Origin of the sequence: Erwinia sp. B116, from assembly GCF_002865965.1 — a bacterium.
In the GTDB taxonomy this organism is placed as follows: Bacteria; Pseudomonadota; Gammaproteobacteria; order Enterobacterales; family Enterobacteriaceae; genus Erwinia.
This window is the reverse complement of sequence record NZ_JRZZ01000003.1, coordinates 159,768-177,567: the sequence shown is the minus strand read 5'-3', so window position 1 is coordinate 177,567 and position 17,800 is coordinate 159,768. Positions and strand designations below refer to the sequence as shown.

The following is a 17,800-nucleotide window of genomic DNA, read 5'->3' as shown; positions in this document are numbered from 1 at the left end:
AACAGAAGAAAAAGGTGGGGGCTACGGCCCCCATTTTTAATTCGTTATCTGCTCCCCCCCCACGTTGTCCATTTCTGGCGCAACGATTGCCCCTTTTTTGCGCATCGTTTGATTTATTCTAATTTTACGCCGTAGTTCGGATTAGTTTTAGTAATGATGGTGTGCGCCGAATGAAGAGGGATTTCCCTCCGGCCGTCTCGGATTGCTGAGGTAAATCTGCCTTTTTGTGCTTAGCATGCTGTTTATGTGGGTTAACTCTCGTTAAAGCAGTGAAATAAACTGCATCATTATTCGGGGTTTTTCGTGCACTCTACAGGTTCGACCCTGTTTAACTTATGGTTAACCGCGCACGTCGGTGGTAAGTTCAGCAGGAAGGTAACGTTTGCGCCCGGCCGCGATCGGTGGCATGTGGCGTTAGTCAGCAACCGGATATCAGGTAAGGAATGATGACTCAGCAAACTCCGTTGTTTGAACAGCATCAGGCCGCGCAGGCGCGGATGGTGGACTTCCACGGCTGGATGATGCCGTTGCACTATGGTTCACAGCTTGATGAGCACCATGCGGTGCGCCGCGATGCCGGCATGTTCGATGTTTCCCATATGACCATTGTTGATCTGCACGGCGCACGTACGCGGGAGTTTCTCCGCTACCTGCTGGCCAACGACGTCGCCAAACTCACTTCCCCTGGCAAAGCGCTATACACCGCCATGCTGAACGCCTCGGGCGGCGTTATAGACGACCTGATCGTCTATTTCCTCGCTGAAGATTTCTTCCGCCTGGTGGTCAACTCTGCCACCCGCGAGAACGATCTGGCATGGATCTCGCAGCAGGCACAGGCTTACGGCATTGAGCTGACCGAGCGTGATGACCTGGCGCTGCTGGCGGTGCAGGGCCCTAACGCTCAACAAAAAGTGCAGTCGCTGCTGGATGATGCGCAGCGGGCGGCGGTAGCAGGCATGAAACCGTTCTTCGGCGTGCAGGCGGGCGACTGGTTTATCGCCACCACCGGCTATACCGGCGAATCCGGTTATGAAATTGCCCTGCCGGCGGCGCAGGTGGTGGATCTGTGGCAGCGCCTGCTGTCGGCAGGAGTACAGCCCGCCGGGCTGGGCGCGCGGGATACGCTGCGGCTGGAGGCCGGGATGAACCTGTACGGCCAGGAGATGGATGAAAGTGTCTCACCGCTGGCCGCCAATATGGCCTGGACCATCGCCTGGCAACCGGCAGATCGGCCGTTTATCGGCCGTGAAGCGCTGGAGAGCCAGCGTGAGAAGGGCACGATGCAGTTGGTCGGCCTGATTATGACCGAGAAAGGCGTGCTGCGTAACGGGCTGCCGGTGCGCTTTACCGATGCCGGCGGCAACGTGCAGGAAGGCGTAATTACCAGCGGCTCGTTCTCACCGACGCTCGGTTACAGCATTGCGCTGGCACGGGTGCCGGCGGGGATTGGCGAGCAGGCCATTGTGCAGATCCGCAACCGTGAAATGCCGGTCAGGGTCTGTAAACCGGCGTTCGTGCGTGGCGGTCAGCCAGTGATTTAAAACGATTATTCCCGACCTTTTGGAGATCCAGTGAATGAGCAATGTACCGAGTGAACTGAAGTACTGTGAAAGCCACGAGTGGGTGCGTAAGGATGCCGACGGTATCTATACCGTCGGCATCACCGAGCACGCGCAGGAGCTACTGGGCGATATGGTGTTTGTTGAACTGCCTGAAGTCGGCAACGTTTATGGCAAAGACGATGAATGTGCGGTGGCCGAATCGGTGAAAGCCGCATCCGATATCTATGCCCCGATCGGTGGCGAAATCATCGCGATCAACGACGTTCTGCAAACCTCGCCGGAGCTGATTAACAGTGAGCCCTACGGTGACGGCTGGCTGTTTCGCATTAAAGCCAGCAATGAAGCCGAACTGGCGACGCTGCTGAGCGCGGAAGCCTACAGCAGTTCCATCAGCGAATAACCTTCTCTCCCCGTGGCCGGTGGACGCCGGCCTGCTAACCCGCAGGATTGACCGCTCATGAACCAGACCCTCAGCCAGCTTGAACATCACGGCGCCTTTATCGGCCGCCATATTGGACCTTCATCCGAGCAGCAGGCAGCGATGCTGGCCGCGGTTGGAGCCGATTCACTCAGTGAACTGATTGCCTCAATTGTGCCTGCCGACATTCAGCTGCCCGGCCCGCCGGCGGTGGGCGATGCGGTGACCGAGCATCAGGCGCTGGCCGAGCTCAAGGCGATTGCCGCGCAAAATCAGCGTTATAAATCCTATATCGGCATGGGCTATACGCCGGTGCTCACGCCGCCGGTGATCCTGCGTAACATGCTGGAGAATCCGGGCTGGTACACCGCCTACACGCCCTATCAGCCTGAAGTATCTCAGGGGCGGCTGGAAGCGCTGCTTAACTTCCAGCAGCTGACGCTGGATCTGACCGGGCTGGATATCGCCTCCGCCTCGCTGCTGGATGAAGCCACCGCGGCGGCAGAAGCGATGGCGATGGCCAAACGGCTGAGTAAGCTGAAAAACGCCAACCGCTTCTTCGTGGCCGACGACGTTCACCCGCAGACGCTGGACGTGGTGCGCACCCGCGCCGAGACCTTTGGTTTCGACGTGCTGGTCGACAAAGCCGACAAGGTGCTGGAGCTGGAAGGAGTATTTGGCGTGCTGTTACAGCAGGTGGGCACCGGCGGCGAAGTACACAACTACGGCCAGCTGATCGCGGAACTGAAGCAACGCCAGGTGCTGGTCAGCGTCGCCGCCGATCTACTGACGCTGGTGCTACTGGAGGCACCGGGCAGGCAGGGGGCCGATATTGTGTTTGGCTCCGCGCAGCGCTTTGGCGTGCCGATGGGCTACGGCGGCCCACACGCGGCCTTCTTTGCCGCCCGCGATGAGTTTAAGCGCTCGATGCCGGGCCGCATTATCGGCGTATCGCGCGATGCCGCCGGCAACACCGCGCTGCGCATGGCGATGCAGACCCGTGAGCAGCATATTCGCCGGGAAAAGGCCAACTCCAATATCTGCACCTCGCAGGTGCTGCTGGCCAATATTGCCAGCCTGTATGCCGTTTTCCACGGCCCACAGGGGTTAAAACGCATCGCCAGCCGCATTCACCGGCTGACCGATATTCTGGCCGCCGGGCTGCAGAACGGCGGGCTGACGCTGCGTCATCAGAGCTGGTTCGACACCCTGACGATAGAGGTAGCCGATAAAGCGGCGGTGCTCGACCGCGCCCTGAGCTTTGGCATTAATCTGCGTACCGATCTGCTGCATGCGGTGGGGATCACCCTTGATGAAACCACCAGCCGGGAAGATATTGCGACGCTGTTTGCGGTACTGCTGGGCGACGATCACGGCCAGGATATCGACGCGCTGGATGCGCAGGCCAGCACAGCGAGCGGTTCGCTGCCGGACGCGCTGCTGCGCCGTGAGGCGATTCTTACCCATCCGGTGTTTAACCGCTATCACAGCGAAACGGAGATGATGCGCTATATGCACAGCCTGGAGCGCAAGGATCTGGCGCTGAATCAGGCGATGATCCCGCTGGGCTCCTGCACCATGAAGCTGAACGCCGCGGCAGAGATGATCCCGATTACCTGGCCCGAATTCGCCGAGCTGCATCCGTTCTGCCCGCCGGAGCAGGCGGGCGGCTATCTGCAGATGATCGGCCAGCTTTCGCAGTGGCTGGTGCAGCTGACCGGCTATGACGCGCTCTGCATGCAGCCAAACTCCGGCGCGCAGGGTGAGTATGCCGGGCTGCTGGCGATCCGCCGCTATCACGAAAGCCGTAATGAGTGCTCGCGCAATATCTGCCTGATCCCGGCCTCGGCCCACGGTACCAACCCGGCCTCGGCGCAGATGGCCGGCATGGATATTGTGGTGGTGGCCTGCGACAGACAGGGCAATATCGACCTGCACGATCTGCGCAACAAGGCAGAGCAGGCGGGAGAAACGCTCTCCTGCATTATGGTCACCTATCCGTCTACCCACGGCGTGTACGAAGAGACCATCCGTGAGGTTTGCCAGATCGTTCATCAGTTTGGCGGCCAGGTTTACCTGGACGGGGCGAATATGAATGCGCAGGTGGGAATCACCACGCCGGGCTATATAGGCGCTGACGTCTCGCACCTCAATCTGCATAAAACCTTCTGCATTCCGCACGGCGGCGGCGGTCCCGGCATGGGGCCGATCGGCGTGAAGGCGCACCTGGCACCGTTCGTACCGGGGCACAGCGTCATGGAAATTGAGGGGATGCTGACCCGTCAGGGTGCGGTTTCCGCCGCGCCGTTTGGCAGCGCCTCGATCCTGCCGATCAGCTGGATGTATATCCGCATGATGGGGGCGGAAGGGCTGAAGCAGGCCAGTTCGGTGGCGATCCTCAACGCCAACTATATAGCCACCCGGCTGAAGTCATCCTATCCGGTGCTGTATGCCGGAGCCGACGGCCACGTGGCGCACGAATGCATTCTGGATATCCGTCCGTTGAAGGAGCAAACCGGTATCAGCGAGCTGGACATTGCCAAGCGGTTAATTGACTACGGCTTCCACGCGCCGACCATGTCGTTCCCGGTGCCGGGCACGCTGATGGTGGAGCCAACCGAATCGGAGAGTAAAACCGAGCTCGACCGCTTTATCGACGCGATGCTGTCGATCCGCAGCGAAATCGATCGGGTGGCGGGCGGTGAGTGGCCGGCGGAAGATAACCCGCTGGTCAACGCGCCGCACACCCAGATGGAGATTGTTGGCGAGTGGTCACACCCGTACAGCCGTGAGCTGGCGGTGTTCCCGGCAGGCAGCGTCAATAAGTACTGGCCGACGGTGAAACGCCTGGACGACGTTTACGGCGATCGTAATCTGTTCTGCTCCTGCGTGCCGATGAGCGAATACGAGTAAACCTGCCGGCGCGGCGGGCCTGCCTGGCCGCCGCGCGCTGTGGCTAACTCAGCCAGCCTTTGGTGTGCGCCGCCTCCCTGAAAAAATTCGCCCGCAGTGTGAGGGGAACGTTTGCGTATTACATGCCAGAAAGTGTTACATCGTTTCATACTTTTTTCAGCTTACAGTTGTACTCTGAAATATTTCTCGGTTAGGCTGTCAGGAAATCAGGCTATCGCATCGGGCGATAGTCGGCGGAGCAGGAGATCGCGGTTGAACAGAGTGAAACAGAACGTTCTGGAGCCGGAGTATTCGCTGGCAGAGGAAGTGGTCAACAGCATCAGCCACGGCATCGGCTGCCTGTTGGGCGTTATCGGGCTGGTGCTGCTGCTGAGCCAGGCCAGCGACGCCGGTGCCGGTGCGCTGGCCATCACCAGTTACAGCCTGTACGGCGGCAGCATAATCCTGCTGTTTCTTGCCTCGACGTTGTACCATGCCATCCCGCATCCGCGGGCCAGGTACTGGCTGAAGAAGATTGACCATGCCGCCATCTATCTGCTGATTGCCGGCACCTATACGCCGTTTCTGCTGGTGGGGCTGAAGTCGCCGCTGGCGCACGGCCTGATGGTGGTAATCTGGAGCCTTGCGCTGGCCGGGGTGGTGTTTAAGCTGGCCTTCGCGCACCGCTTTGCCGCGCTGTCGCTGGTGACCTACCTGCTGATGGGGTGGCTGTCACTGGTGGTGCTGTATCAGATGGTGCTGCGCCTGCCGGCCGGCAGCGTCTGGCTGCTGGCCGTCGGGGGCATCGTCTACTCGCTGGGGGTTTTCTTCTACGTGGCGAAGCGTATTCCTTACAACCATGCCATCTGGCACGGCTTTGTACTCGGTGGCAGCCTGTGCCACTTTTTCGCCATTTATTTTTATATCCGTTAAGGCTGGTCAGCCTGCGGTGATTTCATAAGGCAGCGGCTGGATGCTCAGTTCGCCGCCTTCATCGCCCTGTACCCGAAGTACCGTATCGGCTTCCAGATCGTTGTTCAGCACCGCCTGCACCCAGACATCACCATTTTCTAACCGGCAGGCGGTGAGGATAGTACCGGTACGCCGCCAGTTTTCGCCCATCTTCATCTCCAGCGCGTCGTTAGCCTCAGGCACCCGGCCGGCTTGCCCCGCCAGCCAGTAGAGCGCACGCTTGTTGGCGCCGCGGAATTTGGCCCGCGCCACCATCTCCTGGCCGGTGTAGCAGCCTTTCTTAAAGCTGATGCCGTTCAGCGCCTGAATATTGGTCGCCTGCGGAATAAACTGCGCGCTGGTGGCGCTGTCGATCACCGCGAAGCCGGCTTCGATCTCCAGCGCCAGCCACTGGTTACTGTTATTCAACTGTGCCGTTGCGGCCAGTTTGTCAGCCAGCGCCTGCGCCTGTGATGCACTGGTCACCAGCAGGAAACGCTCGGCCGGCAGCTCCTGCCACAGCAGGGTGGTCTCATCCTGCTGCACCACCGGGGTGTCGGCATCGGGCAACTGGCTGAACACCCCGGCCAGCGCCGCGCGCGCGCCCAGGCCGGCAACGCCAAGCAGCACCGCGTCGTCATCGGCGGCCAGCGTCACTTTGGCGAAGACCGCATATTTTTTCAGCTCCTGCAGCTGGTTATCACGCAGGCTGCGGCGCGCAATATAGGCCAGCCCTTCGCCACGGTGGAACAGGCGCAGGTTACTCCACATCTTGCCTTTCGCATCGCAATGGGCTGCGGGCAGATGCCGGGTGGCGTCCAGCGCGGCCACGTCCAGCGTCAGCTGCCCCTGCAGATAGCTGACCCGGTCAGCGCCGGTGGCGGTGACCAGCGCCCACTCTTCCAGTGAAATCAACGTGAGCGGCAGCTGCGATGCGGGCTGCGGCGGACGCGGCGGGAAAGTAATACTCGACATGGTGCCATCCTGATTCAGCGAAAATGAGGTAAAGTTGCTGTTCATGTTAAAAGAGCCGCCCGGCTTTGCAACCTGTTTCCTGAAGAAGCGGCACAAAACGCGTGATAACCCTGCAACCGCTGTTGCTGATTTGCGGGCGGGTACTCAGGCTGTGTACTGGGGCATCAACAGCGGCGGTAAAACGGGTTACACTGTGTGCCTGGTTGATTAAACGACGTTGAGACACATGGATATTAGTAATAAATCACGTATTCACTGGGCGTGCCGTCGCGGCATGCGTGAACTGGATATGGCAATTATGCCGTTCTTCCAGCATGAGTTTGACTCCTTAACAGATGCCGATAAGCAGGTGTTTGTGCAACTGCTGAAAAGTGATGACCCCGACCTGTTCAACTGGTTGATGAACCACGGTGAACCCGCTGACCCGGAACTGAAACGCATGGTGTTACTGATCCAGCAGCGGAACCAGCAACGTGGCCCGGTGGCAATCTGAGTTACGGCTCTCGCGCTGCGCCTGCCGCCTCTCTCTGCTGCTGCACGGCGCGGTGCTGATGTCGTTGCTGCTGTCCCACTGGCCTGCATCGGTTACGCCATGGTGGGGGGTGTTACTGGCGCTGACGCTGCTGGAAAGCGTGCGCAGCCAGCGGCGTATCCGCCGTCGAACAGGAGTCCTCGGTTGGTCGCTGGGCAGGCAGCTGCGCTGGCGTGAACAGCGCTGGCACCTGCAGGGGGGCCCCTGGCTGACGCCGTGGGCGATCCTGTTGACGTTGCGTAACGCACGCGGGAAGCGTGAACGGCTGTGGCTGTTTGCCGATGCCATGCCGCCGGCGGCATGGCGATTATTGCGTCAGCGGCTGCTGATGCCTGAAGGAGACGTGTAATGTCCGGCGCCACGGTCTGGCTGGTGGAGGATGAAGCCAGTATTGCCGATACCCTGATTTATATGCTGCAGCTGGAGGGCTTTACCACCCGCTGGTTTGCCCGCGGCCTGCCGCTGCTGGATGCGCTGGCTGACGGCCCGCCGGACCTGGCGATCCTCGACGTCGGCCTGCCGGATATCAGCGGCTTTGAGCTGTGCCGCCAGCTGCTGGCCCGTCAGCCCGATCTGCCGGTACTGTTCCTTACCGCCCGTAGCGAGGAGCTCGATCGCCTGCTCGGGCTGGAAATTGGCGCGGATGACTACGTGGCTAAGCCCTTTTCACCGCGTGAAGTCTGCGCACGGGTGCGTACCCTGCTGAAGCGTCTGCAGAAGCAGCAGCGTATTGCGGCATCGTCGCTGCAGTCGATCGGCCGTTTCACCCTCGATGATGAAGCCGCGCGCATTACGTGGTGCCGGCAGCCGCTGCCGCTGACGCGCTACGAGTATCTGCTGCTGAAGACCCTGCTGCACTCCCCCAACCGGGTATTCTCACGCCAGCAGCTGATGGCGCAGGTGTGGACTGATGCCGAAGAGAGCCTTGAGCGCACCGTGGATACCCATATTAAAACTCTGCGCGCCAAGCTGCGGGAGATTGACGAGGCAGCAGTGCTGATAACCCATCGCGGACTCGGCTACAGCCTGGCGGTAGGGTGATGAAAATCGGCATGCGCCTGCTGCTGGGCTACTTCCTGATCGTGGCGGTGGCGGCCTGGTTTGTGCTGAATATCTTTCTGCAGGAGATTAAGCCCGGCGTGCGGCGTGCTACCGAAGGCACGCTGGTGGATACCGCTACGCTGCTGGCGCAGTTCGCCCGTGCCGATCTGCGCAGCGGCCATCCGGCGCACGGGCAGCTGGCACAGGCGTTTGCCGCGCTTGGCGACTACCCGGTAGCGGCGAATATCAGCGGCATCGTCAAGCGGCGTAACGAGTATCGGGTCTATCTGACCGACCATCGCGGCATCGTACTGTTTGACTCGGCGGGCGTGGCGCTGGGGCAGGACTATTCGCGCTGGAATGACGTCCTGCTGACCCTGCGCGGCCAGTACGGCGCGCGCAGCACCCGCAGCGTGGCGGAAGATGAGAACAGCACGGTGATGTACGTGGCGGCCCCGGTGCGTGAGGGCGACCGCATCGTCGGCGTGCTCAGCGTCGGCAAGGCCAACAGCACCATGCTGCCGGTGATCCGCCGCAGCGAGCGCCGCGTGCTGTGGGCCGGGGCGGCGCTGCTGGGGATTGCGCTGCTGACCGGGCTGGCGTTTGTGCTGTGGATCAACCGCTCGCTGGGGCGGCTCTCGCGTTATGCTGACGCGGTCAGCGCCGGTAACACGCCGCCGCTGCCGGCGCTGAACAGCAGCGAGCTGCGCAAGCTGGCGCAGGCGCTGGAGAGCATGCGGCTGAAGCTGGAAGGCAAGCGCTACATCGAGCATTACGTCTACGCGTTGACCCACGAATTAAAGAGCCCGCTGGCGGCGATCCGCGGCGCGGCGGAGATTATCCATGAGTGCCCGCCCGCCGGGGTGATCCGCCGCTTCTCCGGCAATATCCTGCAGCAGAACCGGCGTATGCAGCGGCTGATTGACCATCTGCTGCGCCAGGCGCAACTGGAGAATGTGCCGGAGATCGTGCGCCAGCCGGTGGCGCTGCTGCCGCTGGTTGAATCACTGTGCGCCAGCCGCATCGTACAGGCGCAGGGCAAACATCTGCAGATCGATCGCGACTCGCTGCAGGGGCTGAACGTGGCCGCCGACCGGCTGTTGCTGGAGCAGGCGCTGGCAAACCTGCTGGATAACGCGCTGGATTTCACCGCCGCCGGCGGCAGCGTGACCTTCAGCGGCGGGCAGGATGCCGATGAGATCTGGCTGCAGGTGAGCGACAACGGCAGCGGCATCCCCGATTACGCCATCGGCCATATCTTTGAACGTTTCTACTCGCTGCCGCGCGGCGACGGCGAGAAGAGCAGCGGGCTGGGTCTGGCCTTTGTGCGCGAGGTCGCACGCCTGCATCAGGGCAGCATCGCCCTTACCAACCGGCCGCAGGGCGGCGTCAGCGCGCTGCTGACCTTAAAAAATAGCCGCTGACTTCACCGTCCCTTCACACAACTTCATCTTCACCCCACACGGCGGGGCTATCTTCTGCGCACTGACACAGGAGATCTCTAATGATAAAGTCCGCTCTGTTCTGGAAAGTTCTTACCCTGGCAGGTTGCCTGCTGCTGCTGCTGGTGCCGCTTAGCCAGCTCAATTCACTGATTGCTGAACGCAGCGCCTGGCGCGATACGGTAGCCGACAAACTCAGCCAGAGCACCAGCGGGCCGCAGCGCCTGCTGGGTCCGCTGATCGTGGTGCCGTACAGCATCACCCGTTTGGTCAGTGACGGTGAAAAAACCCAGCCGCAACGGCTCGACTATCTGCGCTATTACCTGCCGGAAGAGCTGAAAATCGTCGGCGATCAGCAGGTTGAGCCGCGCACCATCGGTATCTACCAGGGGCAGGTGTGGCGCAGCGGGCTGACCGTTAACGCCCGCTTTGACCGCAGCCGGCTTAGCGATCTGCAGAAACCGGAGATCGTCATCGGCGAGCCGCGGGTGGTACTGGTGGTGGGGGATTCACGCGGTATCAGCGCGGTCAGCGCGCTGGAGACCGGCGGCCAGCCGATCGATTTTCAGCCCGGCAGTGAGCTGGACGGTAACGGTGAAGGCCTGCACGCCGTGCTACCGCCAGCGCTGTTGCAACAGCCGACGCTGCAACTCAGTTTCACCCTTAAGCTGCAGGGCACACAGCAGCTGCAGGTGGTGCCGCTGGGTAAAAACAGCCGCTTTGACCTGAAGAGCAACTGGCCACATCCGGGCTTTACCGGCGGCTTCCTGCCGGAACGGCGGGAGGTGAGCGCCCAGGGCTTCAGCGCCAGCTGGCAAAGCAGCTGGTTTGCCAATAACCTCAACTCACGTTTTCACGATGACGCCAGAATACAGGCGCAACTGCTACCGGCCTTTAGCGCCACGGTGGTCAACCCGGTCGATCAGTATCAGCTGACGCAGCGGGCGGTAAAATACGCCATCCTGCTGATCGGTCTGACCTTTATGACCTTCTTCCTGTTTGAAACCCTGAGCGCGCTGCGCGTGCACCCGATGCAGTACCTGCTGGTCGGGCTGTCGCTGGTGATGTTCTTCCTGGTGCTGCTGGCATTGTCCGAACATATCGGCTTTAACCTCGCCTGGCTGGCCGCCAGCCTGACCTGTGCGGCCGTGAACGGCTTCTATCTGCAGGCGATTTTAGGTGGACGGCGCGCGCTACTGTTTACCGGCGGTCTGCTGCTGCTGGACGCGGTGCTGTGGCAGCTGCTGCAGTCCGAAGACAGCGCGCTGCTGCTGGGCACCGGGGTGCTGATGGTGGCGCTGGCGACGGTGATGGGGCTGACGCGGAAAATTGACTGGTACGCTCTGCGCCAGCCCGCCGCTGAGCCGCTGGCTGAGGAGGATCAGGAGGAGGGCCGTTTTCGGCTGTGGAAATAACCGGGCTTAACCGATCTCAATCCTGCGCGGTGGTAAGCACCGCGCTTACCGCCCCACAGAGCGACAGGCGACTACAGCAGTTCGGCCATTTCGGTCAGGATCTGCTCGCACCACTGGGCGATGCGTTCATCGGTGAGGTCGAACTGATTCACATCGTCCAGCGCCAGGCCCACGAACTGCTGACCGTCCGCGGTCAGCGGTTTTTTACTGGTAAATTCGTAGCCTTCGAGCGGCCAGCGGCCGACAAACTGTGCGCCGCACGGGGCCAGCACGTCATGCAGCATGCCCAGCGCATCGAGGAACCACTCGCTGTACTCGCCCTGATCGCCCATGCCGTACAGGGCAATCACCTTCCCCTGCAGATTAAGGCCGGGCAGGTCGCTCCATACCGCCTCCCAGTCCTCCTGCAGTTCGCCGAAGTCCCAGGTCGGGATACCGAGGATCAGCAGGTCGTACTGCTCCATCAGCGCCGGCGAATCGTCTTTCAGATTGTGCAGGGTGACCAGATCTTCGCCGATAAAATCGCGAATTTTCTCAGCGGCCATCTCGGTGTAGCAGGTGCTGGAGCCGTAAAACAGACCAATGTTCATCTTAATCGAACTCATCTCTCCTTAAAGCATGGCGGCGATTGTACCAGATTTAGTCAGGAATAAGGCATAATGGGCGACATTCAGGCGGCGGCAGACGGCGTCATTATGCTGATATTGCAGTGAAAAGCGGCGGTTCAGCGCGCACAAAACGCCACGCCTGGCAAGAAAACGCAATATTCAGGAGCAAACCGGTGGAGGATAACGATCTTGTCGAGCAGTTCCTCGATGCCTTGTGGATCGAACGCAATCTGGCGGAGAACACCGTAGCTTCCTACCGACTCGACCTGCGCTCGCTAACCGGCTGGCTGGCGCATCAGCAGCTGTCGCTGCTCAGTGTGGATGCGGTCAGTCTGCAGGGCTTTCTCGCCGAACGGCTGGAGGGCGGCTACAAGGCTACCAGCTCAGCCCGTTTGCTGAGCGCGATGCGGCGGCTGTTTCAGTACCTGTACCGCGAGTCGCTGCGCGGCGACGATCCCAGCGCACTGCTGTCGTCGCCAAAGCTGCCTCAGCGCCTGCCGAAAGATCTGTCGGAAGCGCAGGTCGAGCGGCTGCTGCAGGCCCCGTGTCTGGAGCAGCCGATTGAACTGCGTGATAAGGCGATGCTGGAGCTGCTGTACGCCACCGGGCTGCGCGTCAGCGAACTGGTTGGGCTGACCCTCAGCGATATCAGCCTGCGTCAGGGGGTGGTACGAGTGATCGGTAAGGGCAATAAAGAGCGGCTGGTGCCGATGGGCGAAGAGGCGGTGCACTGGATTGAGCAGTTTATTGCCTATGGCCGCCCGATGTTGCTGAACGGCCAGCCGCTGGACGTGCTGTTTCCCAGCAACCGCGCGCAGCAGATGACCCGGCAAACTTTCTGGCATCGCATTAAACATTACGCCACACTGGCGGGTATCGACGGTGAAAAACTGTCACCGCACGTGCTGCGCCACGCCTTCGCCACGCATCTGTTAAACCACGGGGCGGATTTACGCGTGGTACAGATGCTGCTGGGGCACAGTGATTTATCGACTACACAGATTTATACGCACGTGGCGACAGAACGCCTGCGGCAGTTGCATCAGCAGCATCACCCGCGTGCATAATTTCAGAGCACTACCGCCTGCACGGCAGGCCGGATAAGGATAGAAGATGAAAAAGCACCTGTTACTCTCCCTGCTGATTGCCTCAGTCAGCGGCTTTGCGCAGGCTGACGATGCCGCCATTCAGCAGTCGCTGAAAAAACTGGGCCTGGAGCAGACCGAAATTCAGCCCTCGCCGCTGGCCGGTTTTAAAACCGTGCTGTCGGAGAGCGGCGTGCTGTACGTTACCGACGACGGTAAACACTTTATCCAGGGGCCACTGTACGACGTCAGCGGCGCGCAGCCGGTCAATGTCACCAATAAGCTGCTGGAAGGTAAGGTCGACGCGCTGGCAAAAGAGATGATCGTGTATAAAGCGCCGAAGGAGCAGCACGTGATTACGGTGTTTACCGATATCACCTGTGGCTACTGCCGCAAGCTGCACGAACAGATGCCTGACTACAACGCGCTGGGTATCACCGTGCGTTATCTGGCCTTCCCGCGGGAAGGGCTGAACGGGCAGGTGGCGAAAGAGATGAAGTCGATCTGGTGCAGCGCCGACCCGCGCAAGGCCTTTACCGCCGCGATGAAAGGCGAGAAGGTGGCCGCTGCCGACTGCAAAATTGACATTGCGCAGCACTACAAGCTGGGCGTGCTGTTCGGCATTCAGGGCACGCCGGCGATGCTGCTGGAAAACGGCATGATGGTGCCGGGTTATCAGGGGCCACAGGATCTGAAAAAACTGCTCGATAGCCAGAAAAACGGCGGCTGATTTTGCATAAACCTGAAACTACCCTTCGTCGCCGCCAGGCGACGGAACAGAGTGCTCTGCCTGACGAACTGCATCCGCTGTTGCGGCGGCTGTACGCCAACCGCGACGTGCGCAAGGCCGGCGAACTGGAGCGCGGCGCCAAAAATCTGCACCCGTTTCACAGCCTGAGCGGCATCGACCGCGCCGCCGCGATCCTGCAGCAGGCGCTGGCTGACCAGCGCTGCATTATGATCGTCGGCGACTTTGACGCGGACGGAGCCACCAGCACCGCGCTGACGGTGCTGGCGCTGCGCGGGATGGGCGGCAGCAACGTAAAATACCTGGTTCCAAACCGTTTCGACGACGGTTACGGCCTCAGCCCGGAGGTGGTGGAGCAGGCGGCGGCGCGCGGCGCGCAGCTGATCCTCACCGTGGATAACGGCATCTCTTCCCACGCCGGCGTGGCGCTGGCGCATGAAAAAGGCATTCAGGTGGTGGTAACCGATCACCACCTGCCGGGGGAAACCCTGCCCGATGCCGACGCCATCGTGAACCCCAACCTTAGCGACTGTCAGTTCCCGTCACGGGCGCTGGCCGGCGTTGGCGTGGCCTTTTATCTGATGCTGGCGCTGCGCGCGCGCCTGCGCGACAGCGGCGTCACCACGCTGCCGAACCTGGCCGAATGGCTGGATCTGGTGGCGCTGGGCACGGTGGCGGACGTGGTGCCGCTGGACGCCAACAACCGCATTCTGGTCTGGCAGGGGCTGAGCCGCATCCGCGCCGGCAAGTGCCGACCGGGTATTCGTGCGCTGCTGGAGATCGCCAACCGCGATGCCCGCAGCCTTGCGGCCAGCGACCTCGGCTTTGCCCTCGGGCCGCGGCTGAACGCAGCCGGCCGCCTTGACGATATGTCGGTCGGTGTGGCGCTGCTGCTGAGCGAGGATCTTGCCCAGGCGCGGATGCTGGCTAACGAACTGGATGCGCTGAACCAGACGCGAAAAGAGATTGAGCAGGGCATGCAGTCGGAGGCGCTGACGCTGTGCAACGGCCTTGAGGCCAGCAGCGAGGCGCTGCCGCTCGGCATTGCCATGTATCATCCCGACTGGCATCAGGGGGTGGTCGGTATCCTCGCCTCACGCCTGAAAGAGCGCTTCCACCGGCCGGTGATCGCCTTCGCCCCGGCGGGTGACGGCACGCTGAAAGGCTCCGGCCGCTCTATTCAGGGTTTCCATATGCGCGACGCGCTGGAGCGGCTGGACACTCTTAACCCGGGGCTGATCGTCAAGTTTGGCGGCCACGCGATGGCCGCCGGGCTGTCGCTGGAGGAGGCCAACTTCACGGCGTTCCGCGATCGCTTTGCCGAACTGGTCGGGGACTGGCTGGATGAAGCCGCGCTGCAGGGCGTGGTGTGGAGCGACGGTGAACTGATGGCGCAGGAGCTGACGCTGCCCACCGCCGAACTGCTGCGCGAAGCCGGACCCTGGGGGCAGGCGTTCCCGGAGCCGACCTTTGACGGTAAGTTCAAACTGCTGCAGCAGCGGCTGGTCGGCGAGCGTCACCTGAAAATGATGCTGGAACCGCTCGGCGGCGGGCCGCTGCTTGACGGCATCGCCTTTAACGTTGATACGGCTTTGTGGCCGGACCCGAGCGTCAAACAGGTGGAGCTGGCCTACAAGCTGGACGTTAACGAGTTTCGCGGCAATCGCAACCTGCAGCTGATCGTTGACCATCTCTGGGCGCTGTAAGCATCAGCGCTACAAACCGACCGTCGTTTCGGTTAAACTGCTTTGTTACATTCACGCCCTTTTCGATCACTACATAAGATCTCAAAATCATGTTTGAAATTAATCCGGTAAAAAACCGCATTCAGGATCTCACCGAGCGCAGCGACGTTCTTCGGGGGTATCTTTGACTACGATGCTAAGAAAGAACGCCTGCAGGAAGTAAACGCCGAGCTGGAACAGCCGGACGTCTGGAACGAACCTGAACGCGCCCAGGCGCTGGGTAAAGAGCGCTCCTCGCTTGAGGCCATCGTTGAAACCCTCGATCTGATGACCCAGGGGCTGGAAGACGTCAGCGGCCTGCTGGAGCTGGCGGTCGAAGCCGACGACGAAGAGACCTTTAACGAGGCGGTGGCGGAACTCGACGTACTGGACAAGAAGCTCGGCGAATTAGAATTCCGCCGCATGTTCTCCGGCGAATATGACAGCGCCGACTGCTATATGGATATTCAGGCCGGTTCCGGCGGCACCGAAGCCCAGGACTGGGCCAGCATGCTGCTGCGTATGTACCTGCGCTGGGCGGAAGCCAAAGGCTACAAAACCGAAATCATCGAAGAGTCAGACGGTGAAGTTGCCGGCACCAAATCGGCCACCATCAAGATCATCGGCGACTATGCGTTCGGCTGGTTACGTACTGAAACCGGCGTGCATCGCCTGGTACGTAAGAGCCCGTTCGACTCCGGCGGCCGTCGCCACACCTCGTTCAGTTCGGTGTTTATCTACCCGGAAGTGGACGACAACATCGATATCGACATCAACCCGGCCGACCTGCGCATTGACGTTTACCGCGCCTCCGGTGCCGGTGGCCAGCACGTCAACAAAACCGAGTCCGCGGTGCGTATTACCCACCTGCCGACCAACATTGTGGTGCAGTGCCAGAACGACCGCTCCCAGCATAAGAACAAAGATCAGGCCTTCAAGCAGCTGCGCGCCAAACTGTATGAGTATGAAATGCAGAAGAAAAATGCGGATAAACAGGCTGCGGAAGACAACAAGTCTGACATTGGCTGGGGCAGCCAGATCCGTTCTTACGTACTGGACGATTCGCGCATCAAAGATCTGCGCACCAGCGTAGAGACGCGCAACACGCAGGCGGTTCTGGACGGCGATCTGGATCGTTTTATCGAAGCAAGTTTGAAAGCAGGGCTATAAGGAACTCACATGTCTGAACAACAACCGCAGGCCGCTGATGCCGCACTTGAGCTGAACAACGAACTGAAAACGCGTCGCGAAAAGCTTAAGGCGCTGCGTGAAACCGGCCTGCCGTTCCCGAACGACTTCCGCCGTGACCGCACCTCTGAGCAGCTGCACGCTGAATTTGGTGATAAAGAGAACGAAGAGCTGGAAGCGCTGGGTATTGAAGTCAGCGTGGCCGGCCGTATGATGACCCGCCGTATCATGGGTAAAGCCTCGTTCGTCACGCTGCAGGACGTCGGCGGCCGCATTCAGCTGTATGCGTCGCGCGATGACCTGGCCGAAGGCGTGTACAACGAGCAGTTCAAGAAGTGGGACCTTGGCGATATCGTCGGTGCCCGCGGCAAGCTGTTTAAAACCAAAACCGGTGAGCTGTCGATTCACTGCAGCGAACTGCGCCTGCTGACCAAAGCGCTGCGCCCGCTGCCGGACAAGTTCCACGGCCTGAACGATCAGGAAACCCGCTACCGCCAGCGTTATCTGGACCTGATTGCCAACGACACCTCGCGCAACACCTTTAAAGTGCGTTCGCAGATCATGGCCGGTATCCGCAGCTTTATGGTTGGCCGCGACTTTATGGAAGTGGAAACCCCGATGATGCAGGTGATCCCTGGCGGCGCATCTGCGCGTCCGTTTATCACCCATCACAACGCGCTGGACATCGACATGTACCTGCGTATTGCCCCGGAGCTGTACCTGAAGCGTCTGGTGGTCGGCGGCTTCGATCGCGTATTCGAAATCAACCGTAACTTCCGTAACGAAGGTATTTCGCCGCGTCATAACCCTGAGTTCACCATGATGGAACTCTATATGGCGTATGCGGATTATAAAGACCTGATCGAGCTGACCGAAAGCCTGTTCCGCACCCTGGCGCAGGACGTGCTGGGCACCACCGTGGTGCCTTACGGCGAGGAGACCTTCGATTTCGGTAAGCCGTTTGAGAAGCTGACCATGCGTGAAGCGATCAAAAAGTATCGCCCGGAAACCGAGCTGAGCGATCTGGACGATTTCGATAAAGCGGTGGCGATTGCCCGGGCGATCGGCATCAAGGTTGAGAAGAGCTGGGGCCTCGGCCGCGTGGTCACCGAGATCTTCGAAGAGACCGCTGAAGCGCACCTGATCCAGCCGACATTCATCACCGAATACCCGGCGGAAGTGTCGCCGCTGGCGCGCCGTAACGATGACAACCCGGAAA

Annotated in this window: 16 protein-coding genes and 1 pseudogene; 15 read left to right on the top strand and 2 right to left on the bottom strand. The window is 60.7% G+C overall.

Annotated elements, in window-relative coordinates:
* Positions 1-446 precede the first annotated feature (446 nt).
* The 4 genes from gcvT to NV64_RS03585 all read left to right on the top strand — a co-directional run bounded on the left by gcvT (position 447) and on the right by NV64_RS03585 (position 5,805).
* Complete coding sequence (gene gcvT / locus NV64_RS03600; RefSeq protein ID WP_056231898.1) at positions 447-1,541, top strand: glycine cleavage system aminomethyltransferase GcvT; 1,095 nt, start codon at positions 447-449, stop codon at positions 1,539-1,541.
* A gap of 34 nt (positions 1,542-1,575) precedes the next feature.
* Complete coding sequence (gcvH, locus tag NV64_RS03595; RefSeq protein WP_056231901.1) at positions 1,576-1,962, top strand: glycine cleavage system protein GcvH; 387 nt, start codon at positions 1,576-1,578, stop codon at positions 1,960-1,962.
* A gap of 57 nt (positions 1,963-2,019) precedes the next feature.
* Positions 2,020-4,893, top strand: coding sequence for an aminomethyl-transferring glycine dehydrogenase (gcvP, locus tag NV64_RS03590; protein WP_101505338.1), 2,874 nt, complete (start codon positions 2,020-2,022; stop codon positions 4,891-4,893).
* 261 nt (positions 4,894-5,154) lie between these two features.
* Positions 5,155-5,805, top strand: a complete 651-nt coding sequence (locus tag NV64_RS03585; protein WP_056232335.1) for a hemolysin III family protein — start codon at positions 5,155-5,157, stop codon at positions 5,803-5,805.
* Positions 5,806-5,811: 6 nt separating this feature from the next.
* Here NV64_RS03585 and ygfZ read toward each other — a convergent pair whose 3' ends face one another.
* On the bottom strand, positions 5,812-6,798 hold the full coding sequence (gene ygfZ / locus NV64_RS03580; RefSeq protein ID WP_101505387.1) for a tRNA-modifying protein YgfZ: 987 nt from the start codon (positions 6,796-6,798) through the stop codon (positions 5,812-5,814).
* Between the two features lie 34 nt (positions 6,799-6,832).
* Between ygfZ and NV64_RS23340 the strand changes: the two genes are divergently transcribed.
* From NV64_RS23340 to creD, 6 genes are all read left to right on the top strand, one after another.
* Positions 6,833-7,009: a hypothetical protein gene (locus NV64_RS23340; RefSeq protein WP_158239872.1), complete on the top strand. Its 177-nt coding sequence runs from the start codon at positions 6,833-6,835 to the stop codon at positions 7,007-7,009.
* 15 nt (positions 7,010-7,024) lie between these two features.
* Positions 7,025-7,291 (top strand): FAD assembly factor SdhE, encoded by a 267-nt coding sequence (sdhE, locus tag NV64_RS03575; RefSeq protein WP_056231907.1) that lies wholly within the window; start codon positions 7,025-7,027, stop codon positions 7,289-7,291.
* Positions 7,272-7,679 carry a protein YgfX gene (locus tag NV64_RS03570; RefSeq protein WP_101505337.1) on the top strand — a complete coding sequence of 136 codons (408 nt, stop codon included), beginning with the start codon at positions 7,272-7,274 and terminating at the stop codon, positions 7,677-7,679. Before sdhE ends, NV64_RS03570 begins: the two co-directional genes overlap by 20 nt.
* On the top strand, positions 7,679-8,371 hold the full coding sequence (gene creB, locus NV64_RS03565; RefSeq protein ID WP_056231911.1) for a two-component system response regulator CreB: 693 nt from the start codon (positions 7,679-7,681) through the stop codon (positions 8,369-8,371). Before NV64_RS03570 ends, creB begins: the two co-directional genes overlap by 1 nt.
* Positions 8,371-9,795, top strand: a complete 1,425-nt coding sequence (gene creC / locus NV64_RS03560) for a two-component system sensor histidine kinase CreC (RefSeq protein WP_056231913.1) — start codon at positions 8,371-8,373, stop codon at positions 9,793-9,795. Before creB ends, creC begins: the two co-directional genes overlap by 1 nt.
* Positions 9,796-9,875: 80 nt before the next feature.
* Complete coding sequence (creD, locus tag NV64_RS03555; RefSeq protein WP_101505336.1) at positions 9,876-11,228, top strand: cell envelope integrity protein CreD; 1,353 nt, start codon at positions 9,876-9,878, stop codon at positions 11,226-11,228.
* A gap of 71 nt (positions 11,229-11,299) precedes the next feature.
* On the opposite strand, the gene fldB is transcribed toward creD, so the two are convergent.
* Positions 11,300-11,818 (bottom strand): flavodoxin FldB, encoded by a 519-nt coding sequence (fldB, locus tag NV64_RS03550; protein ID WP_056232341.1) that lies wholly within the window; start codon positions 11,816-11,818, stop codon positions 11,300-11,302.
* Positions 11,819-12,009: 191 nt separating this feature from the next.
* On the opposite strand from fldB, the gene xerD reads away from it, so the two are divergent.
* The 5 genes and pseudogenes from xerD to lysS form a co-directional block, all read left to right on the top strand.
* Positions 12,010-12,903, top strand: coding sequence for a site-specific tyrosine recombinase XerD (gene xerD / locus NV64_RS03545; RefSeq protein WP_101505335.1), 894 nt, complete (start codon positions 12,010-12,012; stop codon positions 12,901-12,903).
* A gap of 46 nt (positions 12,904-12,949) precedes the next feature.
* Positions 12,950-13,651: a bifunctional protein-disulfide isomerase/oxidoreductase DsbC gene (gene dsbC / locus NV64_RS03540; protein WP_056231920.1), complete on the top strand. Its 702-nt coding sequence runs from the start codon at positions 12,950-12,952 to the stop codon at positions 13,649-13,651.
* 2 nt (positions 13,652-13,653) lie between these two features.
* Positions 13,654-15,375, top strand: coding sequence for a single-stranded-DNA-specific exonuclease RecJ (gene recJ / locus NV64_RS03535; protein ID WP_101505334.1), 1,722 nt, complete (start codon positions 13,654-13,656; stop codon positions 15,373-15,375).
* Positions 15,376-15,464: 89 nt separating this feature from the next.
* Positions 15,465-16,563 (top strand): peptide chain release factor 2 gene (prfB, locus tag NV64_RS03530; protein WP_101505333.1). Its coding sequence is split into 2 segments (ribosomal slippage): positions 15,465-15,539 and positions 15,541-16,563, totalling 1,098 coding nucleotides; the frame shifts between segments, so codons are not numbered across the junction.
* Positions 16,564-16,572: 9 nt separating this feature from the next.
* A pseudogene (gene lysS / locus NV64_RS03525) lies at positions 16,573-17,800 on the top strand (lysine--tRNA ligase); the annotation flags it as partial.

Bases quoted from the DNA above. Each gene is read 5' to 3' on its own strand.
- gcvT (WP_056231898.1), top strand. From the start codon at position 447: ATGACTCAGCAAACTCCGTTGTTTGAACAGCATCAGGCCGCGCAGGCG.
- gcvH (WP_056231901.1), top strand. From the start codon at position 1,576: ATGAGCAATGTACCGAGTGAACTGAAGTACTGTGAAAGCCACGAGTGG.
- gcvP (WP_101505338.1), top strand. From the start codon at position 2,020: ATGAACCAGACCCTCAGCCAGCTTGAACATCACGGCGCCTTTATCGGC.
- ygfZ (WP_101505387.1), bottom strand. From the start codon at position 6,798: ATGTCGAGTATTACTTTCCCGCCGCGTCCGCCGCAGCCCGCATCGCAG.
- sdhE (WP_056231907.1), top strand. From the start codon at position 7,025: ATGGATATTAGTAATAAATCACGTATTCACTGGGCGTGCCGTCGCGGC.
- creB (WP_056231911.1), top strand. From the start codon at position 7,679: ATGTCCGGCGCCACGGTCTGGCTGGTGGAGGATGAAGCCAGTATTGCC.
- creC (WP_056231913.1), top strand. From the start codon at position 8,371: ATGAAAATCGGCATGCGCCTGCTGCTGGGCTACTTCCTGATCGTGGCG.
- creD (WP_101505336.1), top strand. From the start codon at position 9,876: ATGATAAAGTCCGCTCTGTTCTGGAAAGTTCTTACCCTGGCAGGTTGC.
- fldB (WP_056232341.1), bottom strand. From the start codon at position 11,818: ATGAACATTGGTCTGTTTTACGGCTCCAGCACCTGCTACACCGAGATG.
- dsbC (WP_056231920.1), top strand. From the start codon at position 12,950: ATGAAAAAGCACCTGTTACTCTCCCTGCTGATTGCCTCAGTCAGCGGC.